The organism is Micromonospora sp. CA-269861, from assembly GCF_050948505.1.
Taxonomy (GTDB): Bacteria; Actinomycetota; Actinomycetes; order Mycobacteriales; family Micromonosporaceae; genus Micromonospora.
On record NZ_CP192014.1, the window covers coordinates 6,148,243 to 6,173,910 of the forward strand.

Sequence of the window (25,668 nt, forward strand, 5' to 3'; positions counted from 1 at the left end):
GGGACTGCGGTACTCCGCTGCGCTGCGTTCCTCGCCCTCACACAGCCACCCCCACTCGTGCGATGTCCTCGGCGTAGAACGTGGCGCGCTCCTCGGCGCCGAGGTGACAGGCGACCAGGTGACCGTCCCCGCCGGCCTCGCGCAGCTCGGGCACCTCGGTCCGGGACCGGTCGCCGTTGCGGTCCGCGTACCGGCAACGGGGGTGGAACGCGCAGCCCGACGGCAGGTTGATCAGGCTGGGCGGGTTGCCGGGGATGGGCACCAGGTCCGCGTCCGCGTCGCCGTGCAGCGACGGCACGCTGGAGAGCAACCCCCAGGTGTACGGATGCTGCGGCGCACGGAGCACCTGCTCGACGCTGCCCCGCTCGACGGCACGCCCGCCGTACATGACAAGCACGTCGTCGGCGACCTGGCCGACCACGCCGAGGTCGTGGGTGATCAGGATGATCGCGGAGTGGAACTCGGCCTGGAGGTCGGCGAGCAGGTCCAGGATCTGCGCCTGCACGGTGACGTCCAACGCGGTGGTCGGCTCGTCGGCGATCAGCAGCGCCGGGTCGTTGACCAGGGACATCGCGATCATCGCCCGCTGCCGCATGCCGCCGGAGAACTCGTGCGGGTACTGGTCGAAGCGGCGCGCCGGCTGCGGGATGCCGACCCGGTCCAACATGTCGACAGCCCGCTGGCGGGCCTCGCGCCGGTTGGCCTTCGGGTGGTGCACCCGGTACGCCTCGGCGATCTGCCGGCCCACCGTGTAGTACGGGTGCAGCGCTGACAGTGGATCCTGGAAGATCATCGCCATGTCCCGGCCGCGCAGCCGGCGTACCTCCTCGTCTCCGAGGCCGACCACCTGCCGGCCACCCACGGAGATCTCCCCGGTGATGGTGGTCCGCTTGGGGTCGTGCAGGCCGAGGATGGCCAGCGAGGTGACGCTCTTGCCGGAGCCGGACTCACCGACGATGCCGAGAGTGCGGCCCCGCTCGACGGCGAACGACACCCCGTCGACCGCGCGCACCACACCGTCCTCGGTGTCGAACCGCACCCGGAGATCGCGAACCCGCAGGTAGGCGTCCTGGTCGGAGCGCTGTGCCGGCACGGCGGGTCGGTCGTCCGGTTCGCCGGACGGCAACGGTTCCGAGCTGTCCACGGCCACCTCCCTCAGTGACGAAGAGAACTTACAGGAAAGTCCCGAGGGTGAAAATAAGCTACAAAGCCGGCACGTGTCAGCGGGCCCGAGCGTAACGAGTCGGCATCGGCGCCGCACCCCCGTCACCTCGCCATCCACACCCGTTCATGGCCGTGCTCCGCGCCCCGCGCCCCGCGCCAAGATCCGAGCAACTTCCCCGATGTTGCTGCCTCCGACCAGCAGGAGACAGCAACATCCCCGATACTGCGCGGATCTTGAGAACGAGCACCTGCCCGAAAGACCGGAAGCGGGGTTGGGGCGCCCACCGCCACCAAGGTCACGCTCGAAACAGGATGTAGTGGCATCGCCGACGCGCCGATACCACTACAACCAGGATGTTGCGCGATCAAGCGGGGCGTGAGCGGCGCAGGCAGCGGGACCGGCGAGAACGGGCTACCGCGCCAGCGGCGTCAGATGCGGGGCCACCATTCGGCCGGAGGAGTTGCTCGCCTGACGGGTGTCGGTCGGCTGGCCTAGGGTCGGTCCATGACCGAGTTCGACGCGGCCACCGCCGCCGTCCAGGCCGCCCTCGACGCGGGTGCCCGGTACGCCGACGCCCGGGTGATGCACCGCCGCTACGAGTCGATGACCGCGCGCAACGGTGACGTGGAGGAACTGACCCAGGACGAGAGCATCGGGCTGGGAGTCCGGGCGTTGGTCGGGGCGAGTTGGGGCTTCCACGCCGTACCCGATCTGTCGGACGCCGCCGCCCGCGACGCCGGCCGGCGCGCGACGCGGACCGCCATGGCGAGCGCGCGGGTGCCGGGCCCTCCGGTCGACCTGGTGCCGGTCGAGGCGGTCACCGCGAGCTGGGCCTCCGGCTGCCAGATCGACCCGCTCGGGGTCCCCCTCTCGGACAAGGGCGATCTGCTGGTCGACGCGACCCGCACGATGGCCCAGCACGGCGCGGACCTGGCCGAGGGCCTGTACCAGATCTGGGACACCACGAAGTGGTTCGTCTCCAGCGAGGGCCACCGGATCGACCAGCGGATCCGCGAGTGCGGTGGCGGCATCTCGGCCACCTCGATCGGTGACGGCGAGACGCAGCGCCGGTCCTGGCCGAGCTACCGCGGGCAGTACGGCACCACGGGGTGGGAGCTGGTCGAGTCACTGGACCTGGCCGCGCACGCAGCGCAGATCGCCGAGGAGTCCCGGGCGCTGCTCACCGCGCCGCCCTGCCCGGCTGGCGAGACGGATCTGATCCTCGGCGGCGAGCAGTTGGCCCTGCAGATCCACGAGTCGGTCGGGCACGCCATCGAACTGGACCGGATCCTCGGCTGGGAGGCGGCGTTCGCCGGCACGTCCTGGCTGGACCTGGCCCAGCTCGGCTCGTTGCGCTACGGCTCGGAGCTGATGAACATCACTATCGACCCGACGATTCCGGGCGCGCTGGGCAGCTTCGGTTTCGACGACGAGGGCTCCCCGGCGGTCAAGCGGGACGCGGTCCGGGATGGCCGCTGGGTGGGTGTGCTCGCCGGCCGGGATTCCGCCGCGATGGCAAGCCTCGACTACGGCGGCAGCGTACGGGCCGACGGGTGGGCCCGGCTGCCGATGGTGCGGATGACCAACGTCGGCCTGGAACCCGGCCCGCACACGCTGGAGGAGATCATCGCGGCCACCGACGACGGCGTGCTGATGGACCTCAACCGGTCCTGGTCCATCGACGACAAGCGGCTCAACTTCCAGTTCGGCTGCGAGGTCGGCTGGGAGATCAAGAAGGGGCGGCGGGGGCGGATGTTGCGCAACCCCACGTACACCGGGATCGGCCCGCTGTTCTGGCGCTCGATGGACATGCTCTCCAGCGAGACGGTCTCCTGGGGGACGCCCAACTGCGGCAAGGGCCAGCCGGGCCAGATCGGGCACACCGGCCACCCGGCCGCGCCGGCCCGGTTCCGCAACGTCCGCGTGGGGGTTTCAGCGTGAGCGCGAGGAGTGAGCCGGGTTTGCGAGCCCCGCAGTCGCGAACGAAAGGTGGCTCAGTGAGCGCGAGGAGTGAGCCGGGTTTGCGAGCCCCGCAGTCGCGAACGAAAGGTGGCTCAGCGTGAGCGCGAGGAGTGAGCCGGAGCTGGCAGGGCAGGTTGTTGAGCTGGTTCGGCGTCTCGGTGGGCCGGGCGCGCAGGCCGAGGCGGTGGTGACGCGGGCGGATCTGGCGCTGACCCGGTTCGCCAACTCCGGTATCCACCAGAACGTCTCCGAGTCGACAGTCGGGGTCCGACTGCGGGTGCACGTCGACGGTCGGACGGCCGCCGGCGGCGGCAGCGTGGTCACCGCCGACGGGTTGAGCGCCCTGGTGGAGCGCACCCTGACCGCGGCGCGGCTCTGCCCGCCCGACCCGGGCTGGCCGGGGCTCGCACCGCCCATGCCCACGCCGGACGCGCCGCCCGTCGACGAGGCCACCGCGCACGCCGAGCCGGATCAGCGGGCCGACCGGGTCGGGGCGTTCGTGGCCGCGGCCGGGGGCCTGAGCACCGCCGGTTACTGCCGTACCGCGCACCGGTCGTCGGCGTTCGCCAACTCGGCCGGGCACTCGGCGTACGGCCGCTCGGTGGAGGCGGCGATGGACGGCATCGCCCGCAGTGACGGCGCGGACGGGGTGGCCCGGCGCAGCGCCGACCGGTTGTCCGACCTCGACGGCGCCGAGTTGGGCGCGCAGGCGGCGGCGAAGGCGCAGGCGGCGGCCGACCCGGTCGAGCTGCCGCCGGGGCACTACGAGGTGGTGTTCGAGCCGGCCGCTGTGGCGGACCTCCTGCAGAACCTGTCCTTCTACGGCTTCAACGGCAAGCGGTACGCCGAACGGCAGTCGTTCGCGGAGCCGGGCGCAGTCCAGTTCGACCGGGCGGTGACGCTGGTGGACGACCCGCTGGCCGGGTCCGGGTTGCCGTTCGACGCGGAGGGCACCGGTCGACGGGCGTTGACGCTTGTGGAGGCGGGCACCACCCGGGCGGTGGCGCACGATCGCCGGACCGCCGCCGAGGCGGGCGCGGAGTCCACCGGGCACGCGGTCGCGGGGGGTTCGACCTGGGGGCCGATGCCCCGCAATCTACGGCTGGCCGGCGTGGCGGCGGGGCCGGCCAGCGCGGCGGGCCGGAGCACCAGCGGCGCGGCGGCCGGCGCGGTCGTCGACGCGGACACCGCGGCGCTGGTGGCTGGCGTACGCCGGGGGCTGCTGGTCACCGACCTCTGGTACACGCGGGTGCTGGACCCGAAGAGCCTCGTCGTCACCGGGCTGACCCGCAATGGCGTCTGGCTGATCGAGGACGGCACTGTCGTCCGGGCGGTCCGTGACCTGCGGTTCACCGAGTCGTACCCGAGGGCGCTCGGGCCGGGGGCGGTGCTCGGGCTGGGTGCGCGGGCGGTGCGCCAACCGGAGCGGGTGGACGGTGCCTGGTGGGCGGCGCCCTCGCTGCGGCTGGCGTCCTGGCACTTCACCGGAGGCGCCTCCGGCTGACGTTCTCGCCGGAGCGCGAAAAACCGGCGCGTCGGGGGCTTTTCCGCAGGCCAGACACACGGGACGGTCCCTTGCGCGGACGGCTCGCAGAGATCGGCGTAACGTGTGTCACTTAGCTGCGTCGGTCGATCCGGCGTGGTCGTTGGTGTGCGCATGACGTGGCAGCGGGTGCGGGTTCGCCGGTCCGCGTGCCGACCGGAGAGAGACCAGCCCGCCCGTACGGGCCCGTCGAGGAGACGACTCGAATGACTTCAACGGCAACGAGGCCGAGGGGGGCGCGGGCGCGCGCCGCCATCGCGGCGAAGACGTTGCGTACCGACCGATGGTGGCTCGCCCCGCTGATCACCGTGATCGGGCTCAGCGCCTGGGTCGCGTACGCGACGGTCCGGGTCTTTCAGCATGACAACTACTGGGTCGACGCGTACCACTACCTGACCCCGTTCTACTCCCCGTGCGTGACCGACAGGTGTGTCGAGGCAGCCTCGCACTTCGGCCGGTTCCTGCCCGGCTGGTGGATCATCCCGGACGCCGCGCTGACCCTGCCGTTCCTGCTGCTGTTCCGGCTGACCTGCTACTACTACCGCAAGGCGTACTACCGGTCGTTCTGGCTGTCGCCGCCGGCCTGCGCCGTCCCGGACGGTCACAAGGAGTACGGCGGTGAGACCCGTTTCCCGCTGCTGGGCCAGAACCTGCACCGCTACTTCTTCTACGCCGCCGCGATCATCTCGCTGATCAACACCTGGGACGCGATCCTCGCCTTCCACTCGCCGAAGGGCTTCGGCTTCGGGCTGGGCAACATCATCCTGCTGGTCAACGTGGTGGCGCTCTGGGCGTACACGATCTCCTGCCACTCCTGCCGGCACATCATCGGCGGCCGGCTGAAGCACTTCTCCAAGCACCCGGTGCGGTACAAGGCCTGGACCTTCGTCTCGGCGTTGAACGTCCGGCACATGCAGCTCGCCTGGATCACCCTCGGCACCCTGGCGCTGGCCGACTTCTACATCATGGCGCTCGCGGCCGAGTGGTTCTCCGACCTGCGGTTCATCAACTAAAGGGCCCCTGACATGACCACTACCACTCGCATCGAACGACACCACTACGACGTCGTCGTCATCGGGGCCGGCGGCGCCGGTCTGCGCGCGGCGATCGAGGCCCGGCTGGCCGGCAAGAAGACCGCGATCATCTCCAAGTCGCTGTTCGGCAAGGCGCACACGGTGATGGCCGAGGGCGGCGCGGCCGCCGCGATGGGCAACGTGAACAGCCGGGACAACTGGCAGGTGCACTTCCGCGACACCATGCGCGGCGGCAAGTTCCTCAACAACTTCCGGATGGCCGAGCTGCACGCGAAGGAGTCGCCGCAGCGGATCTGGGAGCTGGAGACGTACGGTGCGCTCTTCGACCGCACCAAGGACGGCAAGATCTCGCAGCGCAACTTCGGCGGCCACGAGTACCCGCGCCTGGCGCACGTGGGCGACCGGACCGGCCTGGAGCTGATCCGCACCCTCCAGCAGAAGATCGTCTCGCTGCAGCAGGAGGACCAGCGGGAGTTCGGTTCGTACGACGCCCGGATCAGGGTGTTCTCCGAGACGACGATCACCGAGCTGTTGCTCGACGGTGACCGGGTGGCCGGCGCGTTCGGCTACTACCGCGAGTCTGGCGAGTTCATCCTCTTCGAGGCGCCGGCGGTCGTGCTGGCCACCGGTGGCGTCGGACGCTCCTACAAGGTCACCTCGAACTCCTGGGAGTACACCGGGGACGGGCACGCGCTGGCGCTGCGTGCCGGGGCGACGCTGATCAACATGGAGTTCCTCCAGTTCCACCCGACCGGCATGGTCTGGCCGCCCTCGGTGAAGGGCATCCTGGTCACCGAGTCGGTGCGCGGCGACGGCGGTGTCCTGAAGAACTCCGACGGCAAGCGGTTCATGTTCGACTACGTCCCCGACGTCTTCCGCAAGCAGTACGCGGAGACCGAGGAGGAGGCGGACCGCTGGTACACCGACCCGGACAACAACCGCCGCCCACCGGAGCTGCTGCCCCGCGACGAGGTGGCCCGCGCCATCAACAGCGAGGTCAAGGCCGGCCGGGGCTCCCCCGCCGGTGGTGTCTTCCTAGACATCGCGAGCCGACGCTCGGCCGACGAGATCCGTCGCCGGCTGCCGTCGATGTACCACCAGTTCAAGGAGCTGGCCGACGTCGACATCACGGCCGAGCCGATGGAGGTCGGGCCGACCTGCCACTACGTGATGGGCGGTGTCGAGGTGGACCCGGATTCGGGTGCCGCCTTCGGCCACGTACGCGGGCTGTTCGCCGCCGGTGAGGTTTCCGGCGGCATGCACGGCTCCAACCGACTCGGTGGCAACTCCCTGTCCGACCTGCTGGTCTTCGGCAAGCGGGCGGGCGGGCACGCCGCCAGCTACGCCGACGGGCTGGCCGCCCGGCCGAAGGTCGCCGTGGACGAGGTCGAGGCTGCCGTGGAGACCGCCCTCGCCCCGCTGCAGCGGGACACCGGCGAGAACCCGTACACCCTTCAGCAGGACCTCCAGGCGGTCATGGGGGATCTGGTGGGCATCATCCGCCGGGAGGGTGAGCTGGCCGACGCGCTGGTCCGGCTCGCCGAACTGCGTGAGCGGGTGGCCAAGGTGAGCGCGGCCGGCGGCCGGCGCTACAACCCGGGCTGGCACCTGGCCCTGGATCTGCGCAACATGCTGGTGGTCTCGGAGTGCACCGCGAAGGCGGCGCTGGAGCGGCAGGAGTCGCGCGGCGGGCACACCCGGGAGGACTACCCGGCAATGGAGCCGAAGTGGCGGCAGGTCAACCTGGTCTGCGCGCTGGACGGCGACACCGTGCAGCTGATCCGCAAGCCGCTGCCGAAAATGCGGCCGGAGCTGATCGGCCTCTTCGACCGGGCCGAGCTGGCCAAGTACCTCACCGACGAGGAGCTCGCCGACTTCGACGCCCTCGTTGCCGACGCTGGAGAGGCGGACAACCGATGAGCGCGAAGCGTCAGTTCCGGATCTGGCGGGGCGACGAGACCGGCGGTGACCTCCAGGACTACATGGTGGAGGTAAACGAGGGCGAGGTCGTCCTCGACGTCATCCACCGCCTGCAGGCCACCGACGCGCCCGACCTGGCCTGCCGGTGGAACTGCAAGGCCGGGAAGTGCGGCTCCTGCTCCATGGAGATCAACGGCAAGCCGCGGCTGGGTTGCATGACGCGGATGTCGACCTTCGGCGACGACGAGACCGTCACGGTCACCCCGCTGCGCACCTTCCCGGTCATCCGGGACCTGGTCACCGACGTCTCGTTCAACTACGAGAAGGCACGGGAAACCCCGGCGTTCGCCCCTCCGGCGGACGTGGCCCCGGGTGACTACCGGATGCAGCAGGTCGACGTCGAGCGCTCGCAGGAGTTCCGCAAGTGCATCGAGTGCTTCCTGTGCCAGACGGTCTGCCACGTGATCCGTGACCACGACGAGAACAAGCAGGCGTTCTCCGGCCCGCGGTACTTCATCCGGGCCGCCGAGCTGGACATGCACCCGCTGGACGCCCGGACCGACCGCAAGGAGTACGCGCAGGCCGAACAGGGCCTCGGCTTCTGCAACATCACCAAGTGCTGCACCGAGGTCTGCCCCGAGCACATCAAGATCACTGACAACGGGATCATCCCCATGAAGGAACGGGTCGTCGACCGCAGGTACGATCCCCTTGTGTGGCTTGGTAGCAAGATCTTCCGTCGGGGCGAGACGCCCCAGACCAGCGTGACCACCGCCCGTCAGGGCTCGGCGACGCCGGGCTCCGCCCGGGATGGGGTGCACTCGCACGCGGGTGGTTCCCACGATTCGCGGGCTGAGGCGCAGGCGCAGAGCGGCGTCAACTGGCACCGGGAGGTGCCCCACCCGACCGCTCCGGCGGTCGACGACCGGGGCAAGCTGCCGCTGACCGAGCTCACCTTCGACCGGGCCGCCGCGCCGTCGCCGTTCGGCGACGACGTGACCTTCCCGCTGCCTCCGGAGCACCTCAACTTCGCCCACCCGGAGCAGGACAACAAGCACTGATCACCTGAACAACAACGGGGGCCGTGGCAATAGCGACGGCCCCCGTCCCACTTCCACCCCACCCCGCCCCCGGCCCCGCCCCTCCCGGCCCCCCGGCCTCAGCCCCCGGTGATCATGAAGTTATTGCCATCGCTCGCGGCGTGTCGTGGCAATAACTTCATGATCGACGAGAGTTGAGGAGGAGGGGGCGGAGCGCTGCCACGATGGGGGCGTCGGCGGGGAGCCAGGTGACCGAGTCCAACTCGTCCACGGTGAGCCAGCGGAGCGCCTCGTGCTCCAGCGCCTGCGGCTGGTCACCGCCGAGCAGCCGGGCCGCGTACACCTTGAGCACCGAGCGGCCGTGCGCCATCCGTACGTTGCGGCCGACCCGGTCGCCGATCTCGACGCGTACAGCCAACTCCTCGGCGCACTCCCGGATCAACGCGTCGGTCTCGGCCTCACCCGGCTCGACCTTTCCGCCCGGAAACTCCCACATGCCCGCTACCTCGGGTGGGGCGGAACGCGCACAGGCGAGCACCTTCCCATCCCGGATGATCGCCGCACCGACGATCACCTTCAGGTCCCGTCGTTCGGCCTGCCCGCCACCATTAGCCCGTTCGGTCCGCACGGGCGTCCAGGGTGCCAGATCAATCGGCGGTTTGGGTACCGTAGCCGTCCGCTAGGCCAATAAGACACGGAAGTGTGGGCGTGGACACCCCCTCCGGGCAGCGAGAGACTAGGGGACACCGACAAGACACGGGATGGCGACGATTTGGCCACAAGCCGGCAACGGCGCTTGGGGGGTGCGGTGATGCGCGTGCTGTTCAACAGCAGGGCCAAGCACGACTACCTTTCCGACGCGTTGACCTTGCTATCTGGTTGGACACGCGAGGGCGAGCAGATCCGAAGGACGCTCGTGATCGACGATACCCAACACGCCGCACTAACTGAACGGGTCAAGGTCGTCGCGGATGCGCTGCATCTGCGACCCGAGATCAGCCGCCGGGCCGACAGCACCCAGATCCGGGTCGGGCACGGCAGCGGTGAGCCCCTGACCGAGGGCGAGGTGCTGTTGGCCGCCCGCATTGAGGACGCGTACCGGGCGGTCACCGAGGCCTGACCGTTCCCAAGCCTCCGTCCTGCGGGTACCAGCGCAGCTCCACCGAGTTGCCGTCCGGGTCCCGCACGTAGATCGAGGTTGCCGAACCGCGGGCACCGAACCGGCTGACCGGCCCGGTCAGCACCGTGAAGACACCCGATTCGATCACCTGCGCCCAGTCCAGTGGTGCCACCACCAGGCAGAAGTGGTCCACGTTCGCGCCCTGCGGCTCCCCTCGGACGAGGTCGATGATGCTGCCGGGGCTGATCCGCACCGACGGGAACGGGACGCTGCCCGCACGCCACTCGTCGACCCGTACCGGTGCCAGCCCGAGCCGGCCGCAGTAGAAGTCCAGGGACCGTTCCACGTCGGCGACGGTCAGCACCAGGTGGTCGAAACCGGTAACCCGCACCGCGCTCACGCCTCCTCCAGGGTGGCCGCCGCGCGCAGCCAGCCGCTGAACAGCGCCGGGTCGACGTCGGCGACGCCGCGCAACTTCACCGCCGCCATCTCCCGCGCACCGGGCACCAGCCGCCCAGACGGGTCGGCGATCTCCTGCCCCCGCCACAGCCCGAAGGTGAGGTACGACCCGTACGCCTTGACCAGGCACACCGGACGTTGGCCGGGCCGGTCGCCCAGGCCCCAGACCGGGTGCCCGTGCCACATCGCCCCGGTCGCCCCGGGCAGCGCCGCCGTGATGATCGGCGTCAGCTTCTCGCCGATCTCGCGAAGTGGGCCGGCCAGGCCGGTCAGGTAGTCGTCAATGCTCACGTCAGAGCCCTTCGCTCGGTGTTTCCTGCCGCGTTCACGATTCCCGGACGAGGGCCGCCGACCAAGACCTGATGCCGCTACGATCGTTGCCCACAGGTCAACGATGGGAATGCTGTGCTGGAGCGGTACGAGGTCGAGACGTTCCTGACGCTCGCGGAGGAACTGCACTTCGGTCGCACCGCCGAGCGGTTGACCGTCAGCACCGGTCGGGTCAGCCACATAGTGAAGAAGCTGGAACGCCAGATCGGCGCGCCGCTGTTCGCCCGCACCAGCCGCGTCGTCCGGCTGACCCCGATCGGCCGGCAGCTCGCCGACGAGCTGGCCCCGCTGGTCGCCGGGATGGACGATGCCGTCCGCCGCGCGACCGACGCCGCCCGGGGCGTCACCGGGACGCTGCGGGTGGCGTTCCTCGGCGAGTGGACCGCGCCGGTGCTGCTCCGGGCGGTGGCCCTGTTCGGTGAACGGCACCCCGACTGCCGGGTGGAGGTGCACGAGGCGCAGTTGTCCACCACCCGATCCGGCCTGCTCGACGGCTCGACGGACGTGTTGATCGCCTCGTACCCGTTCGACAGGATGGCCACCGGCCCGGCACTGCTCTCCGAGGATCGGGTGCTGGCGGTGGCGGCGGGTCACCCGCTCACCCGGGAGCGTTCGGTGTCGTTGGAGGTGCTCGCCGACCACCCGGTGGTGCAGTACCCGACAGTGACCTCGGTGGAGTTCAAGCGGGACCGCACCCCGGAGCACACCCCGGCCGGCCGGCCGGTGCCGAGAGGGCCCGCCGGGAACACCTTCTCCGAGATGCTGTCCCTTGTCGCGCTGGGCCGGGGTGTCCTGCCGGTGGGCGCGCACACGCGGCGCTACTACCCGCGCCCCGACGTGGCGTACGTGCCCATCCACGACGCGCCACCGATCGAACGCGGGCCGGTCTGGCTGCCCAGCAACACCACCACCCGGGTACGCGAGTTCGTCCGCGCCGCGACCGACGCGAACCCCCGATGAGACACGCCGAGTTCCGCCACCACCGGCTGGTCCAGGTGTACGACGCCGAGTGCCGGTGGGGGCCGGACGACGACTTCTTCCAGGCGGCGGTCGACGAGACTCCGGCCGCCCGGGTGCTCGACCTCGGCTGCGGTACCGGCCGGCTGACAGTCGCCCTCGCCGCCGCCGGCCACTCCGTCACCGGTGTGGACCCGGCCGGTGCGTCCCTGGCTGCCGCCCGTGCCAGGCCGGGCGGCAAGCGGGTGACCTGGATCGAGGGCACCTCGGCACTGCTGCCGGAGAGGGCGTTCGACGTGGCGGTGCTGACCAGCCACGTCGCGCAGTTCTTCGTCGACGACGCCGAGTGGGCGCGTACCCTCGCCGACCTGGCCGGGGCGCTCGTGCCCGGCGGCCGGCTGGTGTTCGACGCCCGTGACCCGGCGGACCGTCGCTGGGAGCGGTGGAACCCGGTGGATTCGCACCGGCTGGTCACGCTGCCGGACGGCGGCGAGGTCCGCGCGTGGACCAAGGTCACCGGGGTACGCGACGGAGTGGTCGACTTCACCCACCACTACCACTTCGACGACGGCGAAGAGATCTTCAGCTCGGCGACCCTGCGTTTCCGCTCCGAGGCCGAGCTGCGCGACTCGCTGACCAGGGCGGGCTTCATCGTGGACCGCGTGCACGGGGGCTGGCACGGCGAGCCCGTCGGCCACGGCGACGGGGAGTTCGTGGTCCTCGCCCGGGTGGGCACGGTGGCGTCGGTTTTCTAGCCTGGATCGTATGGCGAACATCGCGTATGACCGCAAAGAGCAGGTCCAGCAGATCGAGAGTGGCCTCCTCGAAGGCGAGCAGATCATCGCCGTCTACGACGCCGTCGGCACCGGGACCGGGTTCATCGGGTTGACCGACCGCCGCGTGATCATCCAGGACCGCTCCTTCGTCGGGAAGCGGTTCGCGATCACCAGCATCCCGTACTCGAAGATCACCAGCGTGAGCGTGGTCAGCAACAAGTCGTGGGGTGGGTCGTTCTTCTCCACCGGCGCCATCGCCATCCATGTCGGCACGCACACCTACGAGGTGGAGTTCCGTGGCGCGCAGAAGAGCCACCACGTGCACAACGTGATCCTGCACCACATCTCCTGACGGTACGTCCCGTCGTGGGCCCGGCTGGCGTAATCGCCTTGCCGGGCCCGCGGCGTCTCTGGTGTCCTGAGTCGACAGCCGCGCGAAGGGAGCAGCCACCATGGCCAACACGACGAGGTCCCCCGAACCCACCGTCATCCGACCTGAGGAATCGAGACTTCGTGAGCAGGATTGTTCCCCTGGCGCTGTTGGGCGCCACTGACCCATACACCGGAGGCCGCTGATGTCGGTCTTCGATGATCCTGGCCTCTTCGGCCGACTGTGGGCCGCCGGATACGACGACGGCGGCACCAACCCCGACCCGGCCCCGGCCGTGGATTTCCTTGCCGACCTGGCCGACGGCGGCCCGGTTCTCGAGCTGGCGATCGGCACCGGCCGGGTCGCGCTTCCGCTCGCTGAGCGCGGCCTCGCCGTGCACGGCGTCGAGGCGTCCGAGGAGATGCTCGCGCAGTTGCGGGCGAAACCCGGCGGCGAGCGAATCCCGGTGGTCGTCGCCGACATGGCGGACGTACCGGTGCAGGGCGAGTTCCGGCTCGCGTACCTGGTCTTCAACACCCTGTTCAACCTGGTGGAGGCCGAGCGGCAGGCGGACTGCTTCCGCAACGTCGCCCGGGTGCTGTCGCCCGGCGGCGCGTTCGTCATCGAGACGTTCGTGCCCGACCCGCGCAGCTTCGACTCGGACGAGCAGGTGCAGGTGCGTGCCGTCACCGAGGACGCCGCGACGATCCGACTGCACAGGTACGACCGGCCGGCGCAGCGGTTCATCCGGCAGACGATCACGTTCGACGTGGACGGTGTGCACCTGAAGCCGTTCGCCATGCGGTACGCCTGGCCGCACCAGATCGACGAGATGGCACAGCAGGCAGGGCTCCGGCTCACCGAGCGGTACGCCGACTGGCACCGACGACCGTTCGAGGCCGACAGCCCGTCGCACATCTCCGTCTACCGCGCGGAGTAGCAGCGGTTGATCGACTCCGGCTCCCGGGGGCATGGGCGTGGCTGTGTCACTGTGGGTACGACGACCTGTCACCGAAGGGCTGGGGTCGATCTCCGTCGCGGAAGCGGGTGCCCACGATGACCAAACGAGTCGAACGGGCTCTGTTGGCGCTTGCGCTCGGCCTACTCGCTGTCGGCTGGATCCTCGAGGGGGAGGGGCACGGCGGGGCCCATACGATCGGCCGGGTGTTGGTGCCCCTGGGCTGGATCTGTTGGTTCGTGGCCGCTATCAGCCAGGCACGTCGGGCCAAGCGCGAGAACGACCGACTACGCGCGGCGCTCCTCGGCAACCACCCCGAATCGGGAGCAGACGAGCGCCCTGACCGTCCTCGCAGCGAAGACGACCGCCCGAGCCGATAAATCGAGCCTTTCGGACGCCGCCCGATTCCCGCGCTCATCGCCGTACCGGCCGCTGGCGATAGCCGCTCTCTGCCTGGCCGCCGGGGGGATCGCGATCTCGCGGCGAAGCGCGCGACCCCCCGGCAGTCCAACCGGCACCGAGGTCAGTGCCCGTCGCCGATCTGGACGTCGTTCGGCGCGGGCCGACCGCGCCCCGTCTCCACCAGTTCCTTGAGACTCATCAGGAAGATCGCCCACTTGGTGCTGCACTCGTGCATCAGCTCGGTCGGCTCGCGCCAACCCGCGTGCGTGAAATCGACGATCGTGTACCGACCTCGCTGGCCGAGACGCCAACCGATCTCGGTGCCGATCCATTCGTCGGGGCCACCGACGACCCGCCACCGCACGCGGCCGGCGGGGTCCAGCTCAAGGATCTCCAGGTCGAACCCGCCCTCGTCACCGAAGTGCACGGCCAACTGCCCGCCGACCTCGCTCTTGCCGGTCGTGTCGATCGACCACCAACCGGCGACGCCCTCAGGAGTTGCCACCGCTCGGTAGACGTCGGCGAGCGGAGCGACGACGCCGACCTGGTGCAGTATGTCGACCACTTTCAGCCTCCCTGGTTGGTGATGCGGTGGCGTTCGATCGTTTCGGCGATGCGCTTGATCCGGCGGAGTCGGGCATCCCAGGTGGAGCCGACCGCCGACAACTGGGCGACAGCGCGGGCGAGTTGCGCCTCGTCCACCTGGTAGTGACGCTCGCGGCCGGCCGGCTCGGCGTGGATCAACCCAACCCGGTCCAGGACCGCCAGGTGCTTCGAGACGGCCTGACGGGTGACGGGTAACCGCCTGCTCAACGAGGTGGCCGTGCCCGGCCCGTCAGAGAGAAGAAGATCGATCATCGTACGCCGAATGGGGTCACCGATCGCCGACCACAGCTCGTCGTCGACCGCCGCGCTCACGGGGTCGCGACCAGCCGCGCGACGTACGCGCCCAGCCGGGGCATGTAGTGGTCCCAACCGTTCTCGTGGTCGCGGTACTGCTCTTCCAGGACAGCGACCTCCCAGCCCAGCTCGCGGAACCCGGTCTCGGTCATCCGGATCTGCGTCCCCGTGCCGTCAGGGATCAGGTCGAAGGTGACGAGCAGCGCCGGCCCGCTCCGGTCCGGCTCGGTGAAGCACCACCGGAAGGAGAACCGCTTCGGCGGGTCGACCTCGACGACGGCGAACGCGACGGTCTTCGTCTCGCCGGTGTCATCGTCGCGCCAGACCAGCTCGCCGGGCGCGCCCGCGACCGACTCGAACCGCGCGTCGTCGGGCCACCACTCCCGCATGTGCTCGGGCTGGCTGACCACCTCGAAGACGACCTCGGGGGACGCGTTGACGTGGATGTCGCGTTCGATCGTTCCCTGTTCCATGCTCGCCACCTTTCGCAACCTTTTGTTGCGCTTAACCTACGACGACCCGCGCCCATCGCGCAACCTTTCGTTGCATGTCGCGGTTCCGTCGTACCCCTCATGCACGATCGACGCATGTCTGAGCCATCTCCACACCGGCACCACGCCATCGACTACATCGAGCTCACGGTGACCGACCTCGCCGTGGCCAAGAGCTTCTACGCCGACGCGTTCGGTTGGCAGTTCAACGACTACGGGCCGGAGTACGCAGGCATCCGCAGCCCGCAAGGCGACCCCGCACCCGAGGTCGGCGGTCTCCGTCTGGACGAGGCGGTGCGGCCGGGCGGCCCACTGGTGCTGCTCTACTCAAGCGACCTGGATCGGTCCGTGCAGGCCGTGCAGGAAGCCGGCGGCCAGGTGGTGAACGGGCCGTACGAGTTCCCCGGTGGCCGGCGCTTCCACTTCACGGACCCCAGCGGCAACGAGTTGGGCGCCTGGGCCGAGCAGTAGGACAGTTGCACCCATGCACACCTTGTTGGTAGCCGTGAACCCCGAGCCCGAGTCCCTGACGCACCACGTGGTTCGGCGACTTGAGGCCGCGCTGCTCCCGGGGCCGGTCGAGATCGCCGACCTGGCGAGGGAGGGCTTCGACCCGAGGTACACCCCGGCCGATCGCCTGGCGTACCAGCAGCGCGGCGGGCCCCCGCCCGACGTGCTGCACGAGCAGCGGCGCATCGGCCGAGCCGATCATCTGGTGCTGGTCTTCCCGGTCTACTGGTGGTCGATGCCGGCGCTGCTCAAGGGGTGGATCGACCGGGTGTTCATCAAGGGCTGGGCCTTCGACTACGCCCCGTCCACAGGCATCCGACCGCGGCTGCACCGCCTCACCACTCACCTGCTCCCCATCGCCGGTGACGACGCCGGCCTCTACGAGCGACACGGGTACGGGCACGCGCTGCGGACACAGATCGAGCACGGGATCGTTGACTACTGCGGCAGCCGCCGGGGCGTGACAGCGTTCGTGCACGAGTCCGAGCAGGACGACGCCCAGTCCACGACACGGAACGTCGACCAGGCCGTAGACCTGATCCGCGACGCCATCTCCGTACCGCTCGACGCGCGCTAGCGAGATCGCTCCCGAGGGGGTGAGCGTCGTCGCCAGCTCCGGCAGAGTGTCCCCATGGCCGGAAGAGGACTGGACGTCGAGGGAACGATTGCGCGTGAGGGTGCACTGAGTCGGGTCCCGGCCGCGTTCGCCGGTGTCGTCGACGCGGCACGCGCGCGGATCGCCGATTCGTTCGACGATGGACGGCTGCACAGCGCCTACATCTACGGCAGCATCCCGCGTGGCACCGCCACCCCCGGGCTCTCCGATCTCGACCTGCTGCTCGCCCTGCACACCGCACCAACCGAGGCCGACCGGGCGGCTGCCACCGCGGTCGAGCAAGCTCTCGACAGGTCCTTTACGCAGATCGACGGCGTGGGCATTCTGCTGTTCAGCGCACGTACGCTGCTCAGCGAGCTTGAGCGGCACGACCTCGGCTTCTTCGTCGCCTGCCTGTGCACACCACTGCTGGGCGACGACCTCGCCGACCAACTTCCCCGGTACCGACCCACTCCCCTGCTCGCCCGCGAGACGAACGGTGACCTGTCACGTGCGCTTGCGGGTTGGCGCCGCCAGGCAGCCGAAGCGCACACCGACCACCAACGTGCGGCCCTCAGCCGCCTCGTCGCTCGGCGCATCGTCAGGACCGGATTCACGCTGATCATGCCTCGGTGGGGAGGCTGGACCAGCGATCTCACCGAGTCGGCCGAGGTGTTCGGGCTCTACTACCCGCAACGTGCCGGGCAGATGCGGAGAGCTGCCACTATCGGCCGCACGCCCTCGCCATCCCCGGATGTGCTCCGCGAGCTCATCGACGACCTCGGGCCCTGGCTCGCCGCAGAGTACGCAGCCGTCCATGGCGAGAAGGCTGCCCGTCCCTGACGCTGCGATGTGCCTGCTGGCCATTCAGGACGGATCACCCGGTAGGACGTGTCGCGCTCCGGAGTCGGGCGCGCAGCACGCCGGTCAGCATCGGCAGGGTGAACTCGCCGTGGGCGGTCTCAGGTCTGCTCTCCAGGAAGGCGCCGATCCGGCCGAGCATGGCTTCTCGCTCCTCTGCCGGCATGACCAGCATCCCGGCCCGCGTGGCAAGCGTCGCAACGAGCGAGTCGGCGGTACGGCGCTGCCCGTGCGGGAACTCGGCCTGCTCCGCCGACCCGAACCGGGCGACCAGGCCGGCGCCCGGAACGAGCATGTCTGCGGTCGCCGTGCGCCAACTGCTCACCGTGTCGCGCGGGCCGATGGCCGCACTCCCGCTGACCCGTTCGAGCCCGGCAACCCAGTCGATCCGGTCGTCCATGATGTTCCACAGACCGGCCAGTACGCCGCCGGGTGCAAGGACGCGGGCGATCTCCGGCCCTGCGACGGCCATGTCGAACCAGTGCAGCGCGTTGCCGGCCAGCACGGCGTCGACGGATGCGTCCGGCAGCGGGATCGCCTCCGCGCTGCCCGCCAGGGCACGGACGGCTGGCAGCGTACGGCGTAGTTCGGTGAGCATCGCCGGGTCGGGTTCGACCGCCACGACATCAGCGCCCACCGCGACCAGCGTCGCGGACAGCTTGCCGGTGCCAGCGCCCAGGTCGAGCACCCGCAGGCCGGGCGCAACCTCAAGCACCCACCGCACGGCGGCCTGCGCGTAGTCCGGGCGGTGCTCGGCGTACGCGGCAGCGGCCGCACCGAACGACGATCGCAGCAACTGATCCGTCATGCGGTCAACGTACCGCCGCTCGCGGCCGCTGCCCGCACCGAGACCGCTTCAGCAGACAGAGGCGGTAATCACTGAGCCCATTTACGAGGACCTAACAACCTAACCCCTGGTCAAACCACGTTTATCGATCCGTTACCAGAGGCGGACTTCGCGGAGACAGCGCTAGCTATACCGTCCAACTCAGAACACCTACAGATATGGAGAAATTTGTGAAAGCAATCTCGAGGAGAATCGCAGCGGCGGGTGGGGCACTCACGCTCGCGTTTGCCGGCATTCTTCCGATCGCGGCACCGGCGGCTGCCGCGGTCGAGCCCGTTCCGAGCGCAATGGTGAGCGAGATGGGTGCCGTACCGGCGGAGGTCGGCACGTTGGCCTCCTGCTCGAACTGGACGCCGCACATGAGGCGGGTCATCGTCGGCAGCGCCGCAGTGCACACCAGCTATTCGGGGTCGTCCTCGGTGATCGCCCACTGGAAGTCCAAGACGCTATTCCGCATCGACAAGCGTTGCGTGAATGACGCCGGAAATCTGTGGTGGCACTCGGACTGCTGCACCGGCGTCAAGGGCTGGATCTGGAACGACTACACCGAGTTCGCCCACTACAACTGACCACGCCCACAATGGTGAGTCAGCCCAACAAGCAGCGTACTCAGCTCAGAAAAGAACGAACCTTAACCTAGCGACTCGCCTCACCCATCGTTAGTGATGGAGTCAGGGCGGCAGGGTGCACCGTCCTGCCGGACATCCAACCTTGCCCCCTGACCCCAGAGCGCTTCAATGCTCTCCGGATCGAGAGTCTCAACGAGCTCCACCTCGACGTCCACCGGCCGTTGGCTCACATATTCATAATCGGGAGCTGCGCGTCGCCCGGCTCCAGCCGGGCGAGCAACTGCTCGGGCTGCCCGGTCACCTTCGACAGCGTGTCCAGTGCCGCCGTCCGGTCGCCCTTGTCGCACCACACGACGGCCAGGGCGATCCCCAGTCCGTTGGCCACGTGCGGGCTGCGCGCCTTCGCCAACTGGGCGGCGTCGACGATGTCCCGCAACGCGTCGTCGTGGCGGCCGGCGCGGCTGCGCGCCATCGCCCGGTTGGCGAGCAGCATGACGCGCACGATCGGGGTGCACTCGCCGGTGAGCTGGCGGCCCATCAGCTCGGCGGCGCGCTCGTAGTCCCGGGTGCGGAACGCGGCCGCCCAGCCGGTCAGGTCGGTGAGCTGGATCAGGTCGATCACCCGACCCTCCGCTGGCCAGGTCTTGCGGTAGCTGAGCCGGAAACTCATCCAACCGTTCGGGTTCAGGGAGGGCAGCAGCGGGCGGATGTCGGTCGCGCACTGCTCGGGGCTCGGCGGGCAGTGGAGGAAGACCGGTCTCAGGTCGGCCACCATCGCCCGGCCCTCGCGGTCGAACAGCCAGTTGCCGCGATGCGCGTCGCCGTGCAGGATCTTGAGGGAGTGCAGGCGCGCCAGCGTGTGGCCGATGGCGTAGCTGTCGGCGTCCGGTGTGAACCGGCCCGGCTCGGCCACCCACAGATCCCGGAACTCGCGGTAGTCGGTCACCACCGGCCGGGCCTCGTACGGATAGGGCGGCGATGGCACCCGGTCGGCATAGGAGCACAGGTAACGGATGCTCTCGCGTTGCCCGATGACCAGCGGATAGCGTGGCCCACCCTCGCCGGTGAGACCGGACAGCGGCACCGCAGCACATTCGCCGACCGACTCGACGACGTCCAACGGCCACTGATCCGGTCTGCGGTCGGCGGGCACGTCGTCGCGGAGCAGGACGATCTGACCGCCCGCCACCAGTTCGCGCACGGCCAGGAGATCCGTTCCGGCGAACTCGATCGCCTCGACGCCCGTCGATCCCAGCATCATGGGCCGATCCTAGAATGGATTTCGTGGCCGGGATCGAACAGAACGTGGCGCTGGTGACGCAGACGCTGATGGCCAACGCCAGCGGTGTCCTGTCCCGGCCGGAGGCGCTGTCCCTGCCCCGGTTCCTCGATCTCTGCTCACTCTGCGAGGCCGCGGTACTCCTCGACCGCATGGAGGCACTGGGCGCCTCGGGCGAGTACGTCAGTGGCCTCAGCAGCCGGCTCGCTCGCGAAGGGCTGTACCGGACGTTCGCTCCGACCCTGTCGCGCGACGAACTCCGCCGGGTCGCGCTGCGACTGCCCGACGAGTTCGCCAAGCGGGTCACCGACGGCAACGGCACCGACCCGTCCGAGGCTGGCGAGAACGGCGCGGTGGCCGGCCTGGACTACACGACCGGTCTGAACAATCTCCTCGCCCAGGTCGACGGCCTCGGCGGCTACGCCAGCGCGGGTGACTCCTCGGTCCGGGACCGGATGTACCGGGGCAACGGCTACCTGGTCGTGGCCGCCGCGCACGGCCTCGACTACTTCCCCGACTTCGACCGCGTGCCGTTCGTCGCCGGCACGCTCCAGAAGACCTATCGGTCGCTGCCGCGCCAGCTGTACGACAGGATCGCCGAATCACTTGAGGAGCCGCTCACCGGAGGCGACGTCGTTGCCGAGTGGACGGCCATGTCGACGATCCCGATCCCGCCGATCGCGGCGCTCGTACTGTCCCGCGCGTCCAGTCTGAAGGACATTCCCGAGCAGTTGCTCCGAGTCCGGGACGAGTTCAGCGGATACCGCCGCTACTTCGCTGATTTCAAGGCCGAGTTGCAGGCCGCTGACACGATCCGCGAGCGCCGCAGACTACTGGCCCGCTACCGCACCCTGCTGGAGGAGGCGAGCGGCCCGCGACGCGAGGCGGTCTCCGTGACCGAGATGCTCAACCTGACGGAGAAGGCGGTCAAGGTGGCCGCCGCCCCGACCCTGCCGACGAGCTACGGCGCGCTGCTGGTGACGCAATCTGTCGACTGGATCAGCCGCTGGTGGCGCCGCCGCCCGCTGGCCATCCTGTTCCGCCTGGACAGCAAGATGCCCAAGCTTCCCGAGTACCAGCAGTTGGCCGCCCGCCTGTGGGGCCCTGGGCCCGCCGCCCGCCTGCACGACCAGGCCGCCGCCCACGGCGCCAACACACAGAAGCTCCTGGCGGAGGCCGAGGCTACCTGACAGGCCCGGTTCAGACGTTGAAGCGGAACTCCACCACGTCGCCGTCCTGCATGACGTACTCCTTGCCCTCGATGCGGACCTTGCCCGCCGCCTTGGCTGCCGCCATCGAACCGTGCTCGACCAGGTCGTGGTACGAGACCACCTCGGCCTTGATGAAGCCGCGCTGGAAATCGCTGTGGATGACGCCCGCGGCCTCCGGCGCGGTGGCGCCGACCGGGACGGTCCAGGCGCGCGCTTCCTTGGGGCCGGCCGTGAGGTACGTCTGGAGGCCGAGGGTGCGGAAACCGACCCGGACGAGCTGGTTGAGGCCCGGCTCGTTCTGCCCGATCGACTCCAGCAGCTCGCGGGCCTCCTCCTCGGGCAGGTCCACCAGCTCGGATTCGATCTTGGCGTCCATGAAGATCGCCTCGGCGGGGGCGACCAGGGCGCGCAGCTCGTCGAGGAACGTCTCGTTGGCCAGCTCGGCCTCGTCGACGTTGAAGACGTACAGGAAGGGCTTGGTGGTGAGCAGGTGCAGCTCGCGCAGGTGCTCCAGCTCGATCTTGGCGGCGGCGGCCCCGGAGTAGAGGGTGGTGCCACCGTCGAGCACCTCGATCGCGGCCTTCGCGGCGGCGACCGCGGCGAGCCGGTCCTTGCGGAGCTTGGCCTCCTTCTCCAACCGGGGCAGCGCCTTGTCCAGGGTCTGCAGGTCGGCGAGGATCAGCTCGGTGTTGATCGTCTCGATGTCGTCGGCCGGGGAGACCTTGCCGTCGACGTGCACCACGTTCGGGTCGGAGAAGGCCCGGACGACCTGGCAGATCGCCGACGCGTCCCGGATGTTGGCCAGGAAGGCGTTGCCCCGGCCCTGCCCCTTCGACGCGCCACGGACCAGACCGGCGATGTCGACGAACGACACCGGCGCCGGCAGCACCTTCTGCGAGGAGAAGATCTCGGCCAGCTTGCCCAGCCGCTCGTCGGGCAGACCGACCACGCCGACGTTGGGCTCGATGGTGGCGAACGGGTAGTTCGCCGCCAGCACGTCGTTCTTGGTCAACGCGTTGAAAAGCGTGCTCTTGCCGACGTTGGGCAGGCCGACGATGCCGATGGTGAGACTCACGACGGGCCAGCTTACGCCGGTCCCGGCCGGGCCGGTCCAGGCGGCTCCGATTCGGCGCGCGGCAGATGGTCGATCGTCGCTCCCTCCGGGCCCCGCTGGGCGTTGCTACCCTCCCGGTTCGATGGGTCCGCTGCTGGAGGTGGGATGACCTCGACGTTGCCCGAGCTGTACGTCGCCGTCGATGTGGAGGCGGACGGGCCGATCCCCGGGCCGTACAGCATGATCTCGCTGGGCATGGCCGTCGCCGGCCGCCCGGACCTGACCTTCTACACCGAGCTGCGTCCCATCTCCGACGAGTTCGTCCCGGCGGCGCTGGCCGTCTCCGGCCTGGACCGGGACCGTCTGCTGCGGGAGGCGCCCACCGCGCAGGAGGCGATGTCCGCCGCTGCGGCCTGGGTCGACGGGCTGCGCCGGGTCGGCCGTCCGGTCTTCCTCGCCGCCCCGGCCGTCTGGGACGGCATGTTCGTGCACTGGTACTTCGTCCGCTTCGTCGGGCACAGCCCGTTCGGTGCGACCGGCTCCGGCGTCGATCTCCGCAGCTACTGGATGGGGTTGACCGGCAGCGAGTGGGCCCAGACCCGGCAGGGCACGATCAAGCACGAGCTGGGCCTGCACGACATGCCGCACACGCACCACGCCGGGGAGGACGCCGCCGAGCTGGCCCAGGTCTTCGACGCGGTGCTCCGCCGCCGACAGGCGGTCGAGGAGGCGTGACGCTCAGCCGAGCAGGCGGGGGGCGATGACCGCCTCGCGCACGCTGCCGTCCGCACCCCGGCTGACCTCGTACGCCGAGACGCCCTCGCGGTCCGCGATTGCCTCGACCAGCCGGGTGCCCCGGTAGACCAGGCCGACGCCGTCGTCGGTGCAGTGGCTGGTGGGGAGCGTGCCGTCACCGACCAGCTCGTGCATCAGCGGGCGGCGCTGGCCCTCGCTGTCGTAGTGCACCCCGTTGCCGTAGGGCAGCCAGGCCAGGCCCTCGGTGAAGCCGCGCAGCCGGGGGCCGAAGCTGTCGGTGGCACCGCCGACATGCCAGCAGATCGAGCCGGCGGAGACGCCGGCCAGCACCACACCGGCCTGCCAGCACTCGTGCAGGATCTCGTCGAGCCCGTGCACCCGCCACACCGCGACCAGGTTGGCCACGCTGCCGCCGCCGACCCAGATCACATCCTGGGCGAGCAGGTGAGCGCGGACGTCCTCGACGTTCGGCATGGGGAACAGGGCGAGATGTGACAGCCGGAACCGGGTGTCGGCGAACGCGCCGTAGACGGCGGTCAGCGACGTGGGCTGATCGCCGACGGCCTGCCCGAGGTAGCAGACCCGCGGCTGCGGACCGGCCTCGGCCAGCTCGGCCGCCAGCTCGAAGACCGGGCTGGGCCGCAGGTCGTAGGGCCCGCGGTCGCCCCGGAAGAAGCCCATGCTGGTGGCGATGATCGTCGGTTCGCTGGCGGGCATCGGAGCGTCCTTCCGTCGGGGCGGTGCGACGTCCATCCTGCCGCAGCCAACCTCATGATCAACGAGACTGGTCGGGCCGCCGTTGGCGGGGCACCTCGATCTCGGGCCAATGGCCCAGCTCCGGGCGGTCGGCCGCCGGCAGTTGCGCGGCGGCGGCGCGAGGCAGTGTGAACCGGTCGGCCGCGGCCGGCCCGGCTGAGAACGACTCACGCAGCATCCACCGCACCTCGTCGGCCGTCCAGCCCAGCCCCGGCCGCGCCGCGATCTCGCGGATCAACCGGCGACCCACCGTCGTGTCGTCGTCGTAGAAGCGCATGCACCTGTGGTGCGTCCACATTCCGAGCGCCCGCAGACCCGCGTCGTCGAGCGAGCCGACCAACCTGCCGCAGGCAGTCTGGGGGAAGCTCTGCTCGGGGTCGCCCGCCCGGTCCCGTTCGATGGCGCCCACCGCGGCCGGCGCGACGGCCCGCATCCGGCGGTAGAAGGACTGCGCCACCGCGCGGGGCAACGGCGGGAACGCACCAGGTGTCGACGCCGCCGCCCAACCCGCCACGCTCGTCATCCGCCGCACCCCTTCTTCAGTTGGTGGCCGGACGCTACCCGGCACGACCGACACTTTCGGGCCGAAAAACCCCACAGATCATGGATAGCGACGATGACCTGGGGCGTCTGTATCTGTGACATCGAAACGGGGGTGGTGGGTGGACGAGGACGAGCGCGCGCGACTGGCCGAGTTCGTCAGCAGCCGGACTCCGGCGCTGATGCGGGTCGCGTACCTGCTGACCGGGGACCGCAACGCCGCCGAGGACCTGTTCCAGTCGGCGTTGGCGCGGACCATCCCGAAGTGGGGAACCATTCGGCACGCCGACCCTGAGGGCTATCTGCGGGTGGTGATGTACCGCGAGCAGATCAGCTGGTGGCGGCGACTTCGCCGGTGGCGGGAGACACCGCTCAACCCGGCGGACGAACCGGTCGGCGGCGACCCCAGCGGCGGCTCCGACGTGCGGTTGGCGATGCGTGCCGCGCTGCGTCACCTGCCACCGACGCAGCGGGCGGTGGTGGTCCTCCGCTACTACGAGGACCTGCCCGAAGCCCGGGTGGCCGAGTTGCTGGGCTGCTCGGTGGGCACCGTACGCAGCCGTACCCATCGCGCTGTGCAACGGCTGCGCGACCTGCTGCCGGACGTCGACATGCTGGAGGTACGGCGATGACCGAACCCTTCGAGCACCTCATCCGCTCCACCCTCACCGACCTCGCCGAGGAGGCACCGATCGTGCATGACCAGTTGAGCCGAGCGGAACGGCGGGTGCGTAACCGACGCCGCGCCACGGTGACGGTGGGGGCGGTGAGCACACTGGCGGCGATCCTGATCGCCACTCCGCTCGCGCTGGCCGCAACCAGCACGGACGAGCTTCCGCCGGCCGTGCCCAGCCCGGCCGGCCCGCCGGCCGTGCCCAGCCCGCCGGTACCCACCCCGTCCGGACCTACAGTGGTGCCGACGATCGAACCGAGCCCCGGGGGCGCGAAGGCGGACCCGTCCAAGAGGCCGGGCCAGCCGACGGTCAAGCCGAGCCCGTCGACTCCGCCGGGCCGGCCCGGCAGGCCAGACGCACCGGGAAACCCGATCGCCTCACCAAGCCCGTCGACTCCGCTGGGCCCGCCCGGTGTGCCGGGACGGCCGACGGCCTCGCCGCGCCCGTCGCGCTGAGCGGAACCGGTCAGGTCGGTGGCGCTTCCGCCCCGGCCTGACCGGTCGACCCGGGAGATCCCGGTCACCTTCGCGTGGCGCTCCCCGTACAGGCGAGCGCCGGGCGTCCCTCCGACAGGAGGCAGATTTGTCGA

The 25,668-nt window shown here is 70.1% G+C and carries 30 protein-coding genes; 18 read left to right on the forward strand and 12 right to left on the reverse strand.

Annotated elements, in window-relative coordinates; all coding sequences use genetic code 11:
• Positions 1-37: 37 nt before the first annotated feature.
• Positions 38-1,093 carry an ABC transporter ATP-binding protein gene (locus ACQP0U_RS28180; protein WP_433321240.1) on the reverse strand — a complete coding sequence of 352 codons (1,056 nt, stop codon included), beginning with the start codon at positions 1,091-1,093 and terminating at the stop codon, positions 38-40.
• Positions 1,094-1,669: 576 nt separating this feature from the next.
• Between ACQP0U_RS28180 and ACQP0U_RS28185 the strand changes: the two genes are divergently transcribed.
• The 5 genes from ACQP0U_RS28185 to ACQP0U_RS28205 all read left to right on the forward strand — a co-directional run bounded on the left by ACQP0U_RS28185 (position 1,670) and on the right by ACQP0U_RS28205 (position 8,685).
• The gene (locus tag ACQP0U_RS28185) at positions 1,670-3,106 is read left to right on the forward strand and encodes a TldD/PmbA family protein (RefSeq protein WP_433312862.1); all 1,437 of its coding nucleotides are present in this window, start codon (positions 1,670-1,672) and stop codon (positions 3,104-3,106) included.
• Between the two features lie 118 nt (positions 3,107-3,224).
• Positions 3,225-4,631 (forward strand): TldD/PmbA family protein, encoded by a 1,407-nt coding sequence (locus tag ACQP0U_RS28190; protein ID WP_433312864.1) that lies wholly within the window; start codon positions 3,225-3,227, stop codon positions 4,629-4,631.
• Positions 4,632-4,876: 245 nt separating this feature from the next.
• Positions 4,877-5,683: a hypothetical protein gene (locus ACQP0U_RS28195; protein ID WP_433312867.1), complete on the forward strand. Its 807-nt coding sequence runs from the start codon at positions 4,877-4,879 to the stop codon at positions 5,681-5,683.
• Between the two features lie 12 nt (positions 5,684-5,695).
• Positions 5,696-7,624 carry a fumarate reductase/succinate dehydrogenase flavoprotein subunit gene (locus tag ACQP0U_RS28200; RefSeq protein WP_433312869.1) on the forward strand — a complete coding sequence of 643 codons (1,929 nt, stop codon included), beginning with the start codon at positions 5,696-5,698 and terminating at the stop codon, positions 7,622-7,624.
• Positions 7,621-8,685: a succinate dehydrogenase/fumarate reductase iron-sulfur subunit gene (locus ACQP0U_RS28205; RefSeq protein WP_433312872.1), complete on the forward strand. Its 1,065-nt coding sequence runs from the start codon at positions 7,621-7,623 to the stop codon at positions 8,683-8,685. The genes ACQP0U_RS28200 and ACQP0U_RS28205 overlap by 4 nt, the downstream gene beginning before the upstream one ends.
• Positions 8,686-8,842: 157 nt before the next feature.
• Here the strand turns inward: ACQP0U_RS28205 and ACQP0U_RS28210 are convergent, their stop codons facing one another.
• Entirely contained in the window at positions 8,843-9,292 is a 450-nt protein-coding gene (locus ACQP0U_RS28210) for a (deoxy)nucleoside triphosphate pyrophosphohydrolase (protein WP_433312875.1), read from the reverse strand.
• A gap of 183 nt (positions 9,293-9,475) precedes the next feature.
• On the opposite strand from ACQP0U_RS28210, the gene ACQP0U_RS28215 reads away from it, so the two are divergent.
• Positions 9,476-9,784, forward strand: a complete 309-nt coding sequence (locus ACQP0U_RS28215) for a 4a-hydroxytetrahydrobiopterin dehydratase (protein ID WP_112604995.1) — start codon at positions 9,476-9,478, stop codon at positions 9,782-9,784.
• On the opposite strand, the gene ACQP0U_RS28220 is transcribed toward ACQP0U_RS28215, so the two are convergent.
• Positions 9,771-10,184, reverse strand: coding sequence for a VOC family protein (locus ACQP0U_RS28220; RefSeq protein WP_433312879.1), 414 nt, complete (start codon positions 10,182-10,184; stop codon positions 9,771-9,773). The two genes, ACQP0U_RS28215 and ACQP0U_RS28220, sit on opposite strands and share 14 nt — an antisense overlap.
• Positions 10,181-10,534, reverse strand: a complete 354-nt coding sequence (locus ACQP0U_RS28225) for a DUF1801 domain-containing protein (RefSeq protein ID WP_433312882.1) — start codon at positions 10,532-10,534, stop codon at positions 10,181-10,183. Before ACQP0U_RS28225 ends, ACQP0U_RS28220 begins: the two co-directional genes overlap by 4 nt.
• Before the next feature lie 114 nt (positions 10,535-10,648).
• On the opposite strand from ACQP0U_RS28225, the gene ACQP0U_RS28230 reads away from it, so the two are divergent.
• The 4 genes from ACQP0U_RS28230 to ACQP0U_RS28245 all read left to right on the forward strand — a co-directional run bounded on the left by ACQP0U_RS28230 (position 10,649) and on the right by ACQP0U_RS28245 (position 13,616).
• Complete coding sequence (locus ACQP0U_RS28230; RefSeq protein ID WP_433312885.1) at positions 10,649-11,533, forward strand: LysR family transcriptional regulator; 885 nt, start codon at positions 10,649-10,651, stop codon at positions 11,531-11,533.
• A complete protein-coding gene (locus tag ACQP0U_RS28235; RefSeq protein ID WP_433312888.1) occupies positions 11,530-12,285 on the forward strand; it encodes a class I SAM-dependent methyltransferase in 756 nt (251 codons plus the stop codon). Before ACQP0U_RS28230 ends, ACQP0U_RS28235 begins: the two co-directional genes overlap by 4 nt.
• Before the next feature lie 10 nt (positions 12,286-12,295).
• Positions 12,296-12,658, forward strand: a complete 363-nt coding sequence (locus ACQP0U_RS28240; RefSeq protein WP_030337500.1) for a PH domain-containing protein — start codon at positions 12,296-12,298, stop codon at positions 12,656-12,658.
• A 223-nt stretch (positions 12,659-12,881) separates the two neighbouring features.
• On the forward strand, positions 12,882-13,616 hold the full coding sequence (locus tag ACQP0U_RS28245; RefSeq protein WP_433312891.1) for a class I SAM-dependent methyltransferase: 735 nt from the start codon (positions 12,882-12,884) through the stop codon (positions 13,614-13,616).
• 541 nt (positions 13,617-14,157) lie between these two features.
• Here ACQP0U_RS28245 and ACQP0U_RS28250 read toward each other — a convergent pair.
• From ACQP0U_RS28250 to ACQP0U_RS28260, 3 genes are read right to left on the reverse strand one after another with little or no spacing between them, the layout of a single operon-like run.
• Complete coding sequence (locus ACQP0U_RS28250) at positions 14,158-14,601, reverse strand: SRPBCC family protein (protein ID WP_433312893.1); 444 nt, start codon at positions 14,599-14,601, stop codon at positions 14,158-14,160.
• A gap of 2 nt (positions 14,602-14,603) precedes the next feature.
• The gene (locus tag ACQP0U_RS28255) at positions 14,604-14,894 is read right to left on the reverse strand and encodes an ArsR/SmtB family transcription factor (RefSeq protein WP_433321243.1); all 291 of its coding nucleotides are present in this window, start codon (positions 14,892-14,894) and stop codon (positions 14,604-14,606) included.
• A 56-nt stretch (positions 14,895-14,950) separates the two neighbouring features.
• Positions 14,951-15,409, reverse strand: coding sequence for an SRPBCC family protein (locus ACQP0U_RS28260; RefSeq protein ID WP_433312896.1), 459 nt, complete (start codon positions 15,407-15,409; stop codon positions 14,951-14,953).
• Positions 15,410-15,523: 114 nt separating this feature from the next.
• Here ACQP0U_RS28260 and ACQP0U_RS28265 point away from each other — a divergent pair, with 114 nt between their 5' ends.
• From ACQP0U_RS28265 to ACQP0U_RS28275, 3 genes are read left to right on the forward strand one after another with little or no spacing between them, the layout of a single operon-like run.
• Entirely contained in the window at positions 15,524-15,898 is a 375-nt protein-coding gene (locus ACQP0U_RS28265) for a VOC family protein (RefSeq protein WP_433312899.1), read from the forward strand.
• A 13-nt stretch (positions 15,899-15,911) separates the two neighbouring features.
• The gene (locus ACQP0U_RS28270; protein ID WP_433312902.1) at positions 15,912-16,514 is read left to right on the forward strand and encodes an NAD(P)H-dependent oxidoreductase; all 603 of its coding nucleotides are present in this window, start codon (positions 15,912-15,914) and stop codon (positions 16,512-16,514) included.
• Between the two features lie 54 nt (positions 16,515-16,568).
• On the forward strand, positions 16,569-17,375 hold the full coding sequence (locus ACQP0U_RS28275) for a hypothetical protein (protein ID WP_433312905.1): 807 nt from the start codon (positions 16,569-16,571) through the stop codon (positions 17,373-17,375).
• A gap of 34 nt (positions 17,376-17,409) precedes the next feature.
• Here ACQP0U_RS28275 and ACQP0U_RS28280 read toward each other — a convergent pair whose 3' ends face one another.
• Positions 17,410-18,201, reverse strand: coding sequence for a class I SAM-dependent methyltransferase (locus ACQP0U_RS28280; protein WP_433312908.1), 792 nt, complete (start codon positions 18,199-18,201; stop codon positions 17,410-17,412).
• A 197-nt stretch (positions 18,202-18,398) separates the two neighbouring features.
• Between ACQP0U_RS28280 and ACQP0U_RS28285 the strand changes: the two genes are divergently transcribed.
• Positions 18,399-18,809 (forward strand): hypothetical protein, encoded by a 411-nt coding sequence (locus tag ACQP0U_RS28285; protein WP_433312911.1) that lies wholly within the window; start codon positions 18,399-18,401, stop codon positions 18,807-18,809.
• A 226-nt stretch (positions 18,810-19,035) separates the two neighbouring features.
• Here the strand turns inward: ACQP0U_RS28285 and ACQP0U_RS28290 are convergent, their stop codons facing one another.
• Positions 19,036-20,070, reverse strand: coding sequence for a hypothetical protein (locus tag ACQP0U_RS28290; RefSeq protein WP_433312914.1), 1,035 nt, complete (start codon positions 20,068-20,070; stop codon positions 19,036-19,038).
• A 23-nt stretch (positions 20,071-20,093) separates the two neighbouring features.
• Between ACQP0U_RS28290 and ACQP0U_RS28295 the strand changes: the two genes are divergently transcribed.
• Positions 20,094-21,278 carry a hypothetical protein gene (locus ACQP0U_RS28295; protein WP_433312917.1) on the forward strand — a complete coding sequence of 395 codons (1,185 nt, stop codon included), beginning with the start codon at positions 20,094-20,096 and terminating at the stop codon, positions 21,276-21,278.
• A 10-nt stretch (positions 21,279-21,288) separates the two neighbouring features.
• On the opposite strand, the gene ychF is transcribed toward ACQP0U_RS28295, so the two are convergent.
• Complete coding sequence (ychF, locus tag ACQP0U_RS28300; protein WP_433312920.1) at positions 21,289-22,374, reverse strand: redox-regulated ATPase YchF; 1,086 nt, start codon at positions 22,372-22,374, stop codon at positions 21,289-21,291.
• A 144-nt stretch (positions 22,375-22,518) separates the two neighbouring features.
• Between ychF and ACQP0U_RS28305 the strand changes: the two genes are divergently transcribed.
• The gene (locus tag ACQP0U_RS28305; RefSeq protein ID WP_433312923.1) at positions 22,519-23,088 is read left to right on the forward strand and encodes an exonuclease; all 570 of its coding nucleotides are present in this window, start codon (positions 22,519-22,521) and stop codon (positions 23,086-23,088) included.
• Between the two features lie 3 nt (positions 23,089-23,091).
• Here ACQP0U_RS28305 and ACQP0U_RS28310 read toward each other — a convergent pair whose 3' ends face one another.
• Positions 23,092-23,826 carry a peptidase E gene (locus ACQP0U_RS28310; RefSeq protein WP_112583751.1) on the reverse strand — a complete coding sequence of 245 codons (735 nt, stop codon included), beginning with the start codon at positions 23,824-23,826 and terminating at the stop codon, positions 23,092-23,094.
• A gap of 58 nt (positions 23,827-23,884) precedes the next feature.
• The gene (locus tag ACQP0U_RS28315) at positions 23,885-24,388 is read right to left on the reverse strand and encodes a hypothetical protein (protein ID WP_433312926.1); all 504 of its coding nucleotides are present in this window, start codon (positions 24,386-24,388) and stop codon (positions 23,885-23,887) included.
• 139 nt (positions 24,389-24,527) lie between these two features.
• Between ACQP0U_RS28315 and ACQP0U_RS28320 the strand changes: the two genes are divergently transcribed.
• Entirely contained in the window at positions 24,528-25,037 is a 510-nt protein-coding gene (locus ACQP0U_RS28320; RefSeq protein ID WP_433312929.1) for a SigE family RNA polymerase sigma factor, read from the forward strand.
• On the forward strand, positions 25,034-25,534 hold the full coding sequence (locus ACQP0U_RS28325) for a hypothetical protein (RefSeq protein WP_433312932.1): 501 nt from the start codon (positions 25,034-25,036) through the stop codon (positions 25,532-25,534). The genes ACQP0U_RS28320 and ACQP0U_RS28325 overlap by 4 nt, the downstream gene beginning before the upstream one ends.
• The last annotated feature ends 134 nt before the right edge of the window (positions 25,535-25,668 follow it).

Excerpts from the sequence above, each read along its gene's own strand:
- ACQP0U_RS28255 (WP_433321243.1), bottom strand. The coding sequence starts at position 14,894 with ATGATCGATCTTCTTCTCTCTGACGGGCCGGGCACGGCCACCTCGTTG.
- ACQP0U_RS28315 (WP_433312926.1), bottom strand. The coding sequence starts at position 24,388 with ATGACGAGCGTGGCGGGTTGGGCGGCGGCGTCGACACCTGGTGCGTTC.
- ACQP0U_RS28215 (WP_112604995.1), top strand. The coding sequence starts at position 9,476 with ATGCGCGTGCTGTTCAACAGCAGGGCCAAGCACGACTACCTTTCCGAC.
- ACQP0U_RS28285 (WP_433312911.1), top strand. The coding sequence starts at position 18,399 with ATGGAGAAATTTGTGAAAGCAATCTCGAGGAGAATCGCAGCGGCGGGT.
- ACQP0U_RS28245 (WP_433312891.1), top strand. The coding sequence starts at position 12,882 with ATGTCGGTCTTCGATGATCCTGGCCTCTTCGGCCGACTGTGGGCCGCC.
- ACQP0U_RS28270 (WP_433312902.1), top strand. The coding sequence starts at position 15,912 with ATGCACACCTTGTTGGTAGCCGTGAACCCCGAGCCCGAGTCCCTGACG.
- ACQP0U_RS28280 (WP_433312908.1), bottom strand. The coding sequence starts at position 18,201 with ATGACGGATCAGTTGCTGCGATCGTCGTTCGGTGCGGCCGCTGCCGCG.
- ACQP0U_RS28240 (WP_030337500.1), top strand. The coding sequence starts at position 12,296 with ATGGCGAACATCGCGTATGACCGCAAAGAGCAGGTCCAGCAGATCGAG.
- ACQP0U_RS28260 (WP_433312896.1), bottom strand. The coding sequence starts at position 15,409 with ATGGAACAGGGAACGATCGAACGCGACATCCACGTCAACGCGTCCCCC.
- ACQP0U_RS28265 (WP_433312899.1), top strand. The coding sequence starts at position 15,524 with ATGTCTGAGCCATCTCCACACCGGCACCACGCCATCGACTACATCGAG.
- ACQP0U_RS28275 (WP_433312905.1), top strand. The coding sequence starts at position 16,569 with ATGGCCGGAAGAGGACTGGACGTCGAGGGAACGATTGCGCGTGAGGGT.
- ACQP0U_RS28195 (WP_433312867.1), top strand. The coding sequence starts at position 4,877 with ATGACTTCAACGGCAACGAGGCCGAGGGGGGCGCGGGCGCGCGCCGCC.
- ACQP0U_RS28310 (WP_112583751.1), bottom strand. The coding sequence starts at position 23,826 with ATGCCCGCCAGCGAACCGACGATCATCGCCACCAGCATGGGCTTCTTC.
- ACQP0U_RS28290 (WP_433312914.1), bottom strand. The coding sequence starts at position 20,070 with ATGATGCTGGGATCGACGGGCGTCGAGGCGATCGAGTTCGCCGGAACG.
- ACQP0U_RS28200 (WP_433312869.1), top strand. The coding sequence starts at position 5,696 with ATGACCACTACCACTCGCATCGAACGACACCACTACGACGTCGTCGTC.
- ACQP0U_RS28325 (WP_433312932.1), top strand. The coding sequence starts at position 25,034 with ATGACCGAACCCTTCGAGCACCTCATCCGCTCCACCCTCACCGACCTC.
- ACQP0U_RS28235 (WP_433312888.1), top strand. The coding sequence starts at position 11,530 with ATGAGACACGCCGAGTTCCGCCACCACCGGCTGGTCCAGGTGTACGAC.
- ACQP0U_RS28205 (WP_433312872.1), top strand. The coding sequence starts at position 7,621 with ATGAGCGCGAAGCGTCAGTTCCGGATCTGGCGGGGCGACGAGACCGGC.
- ACQP0U_RS28305 (WP_433312923.1), top strand. The coding sequence starts at position 22,519 with ATGACCTCGACGTTGCCCGAGCTGTACGTCGCCGTCGATGTGGAGGCG.
- ACQP0U_RS28185 (WP_433312862.1), top strand. The coding sequence starts at position 1,670 with ATGACCGAGTTCGACGCGGCCACCGCCGCCGTCCAGGCCGCCCTCGAC.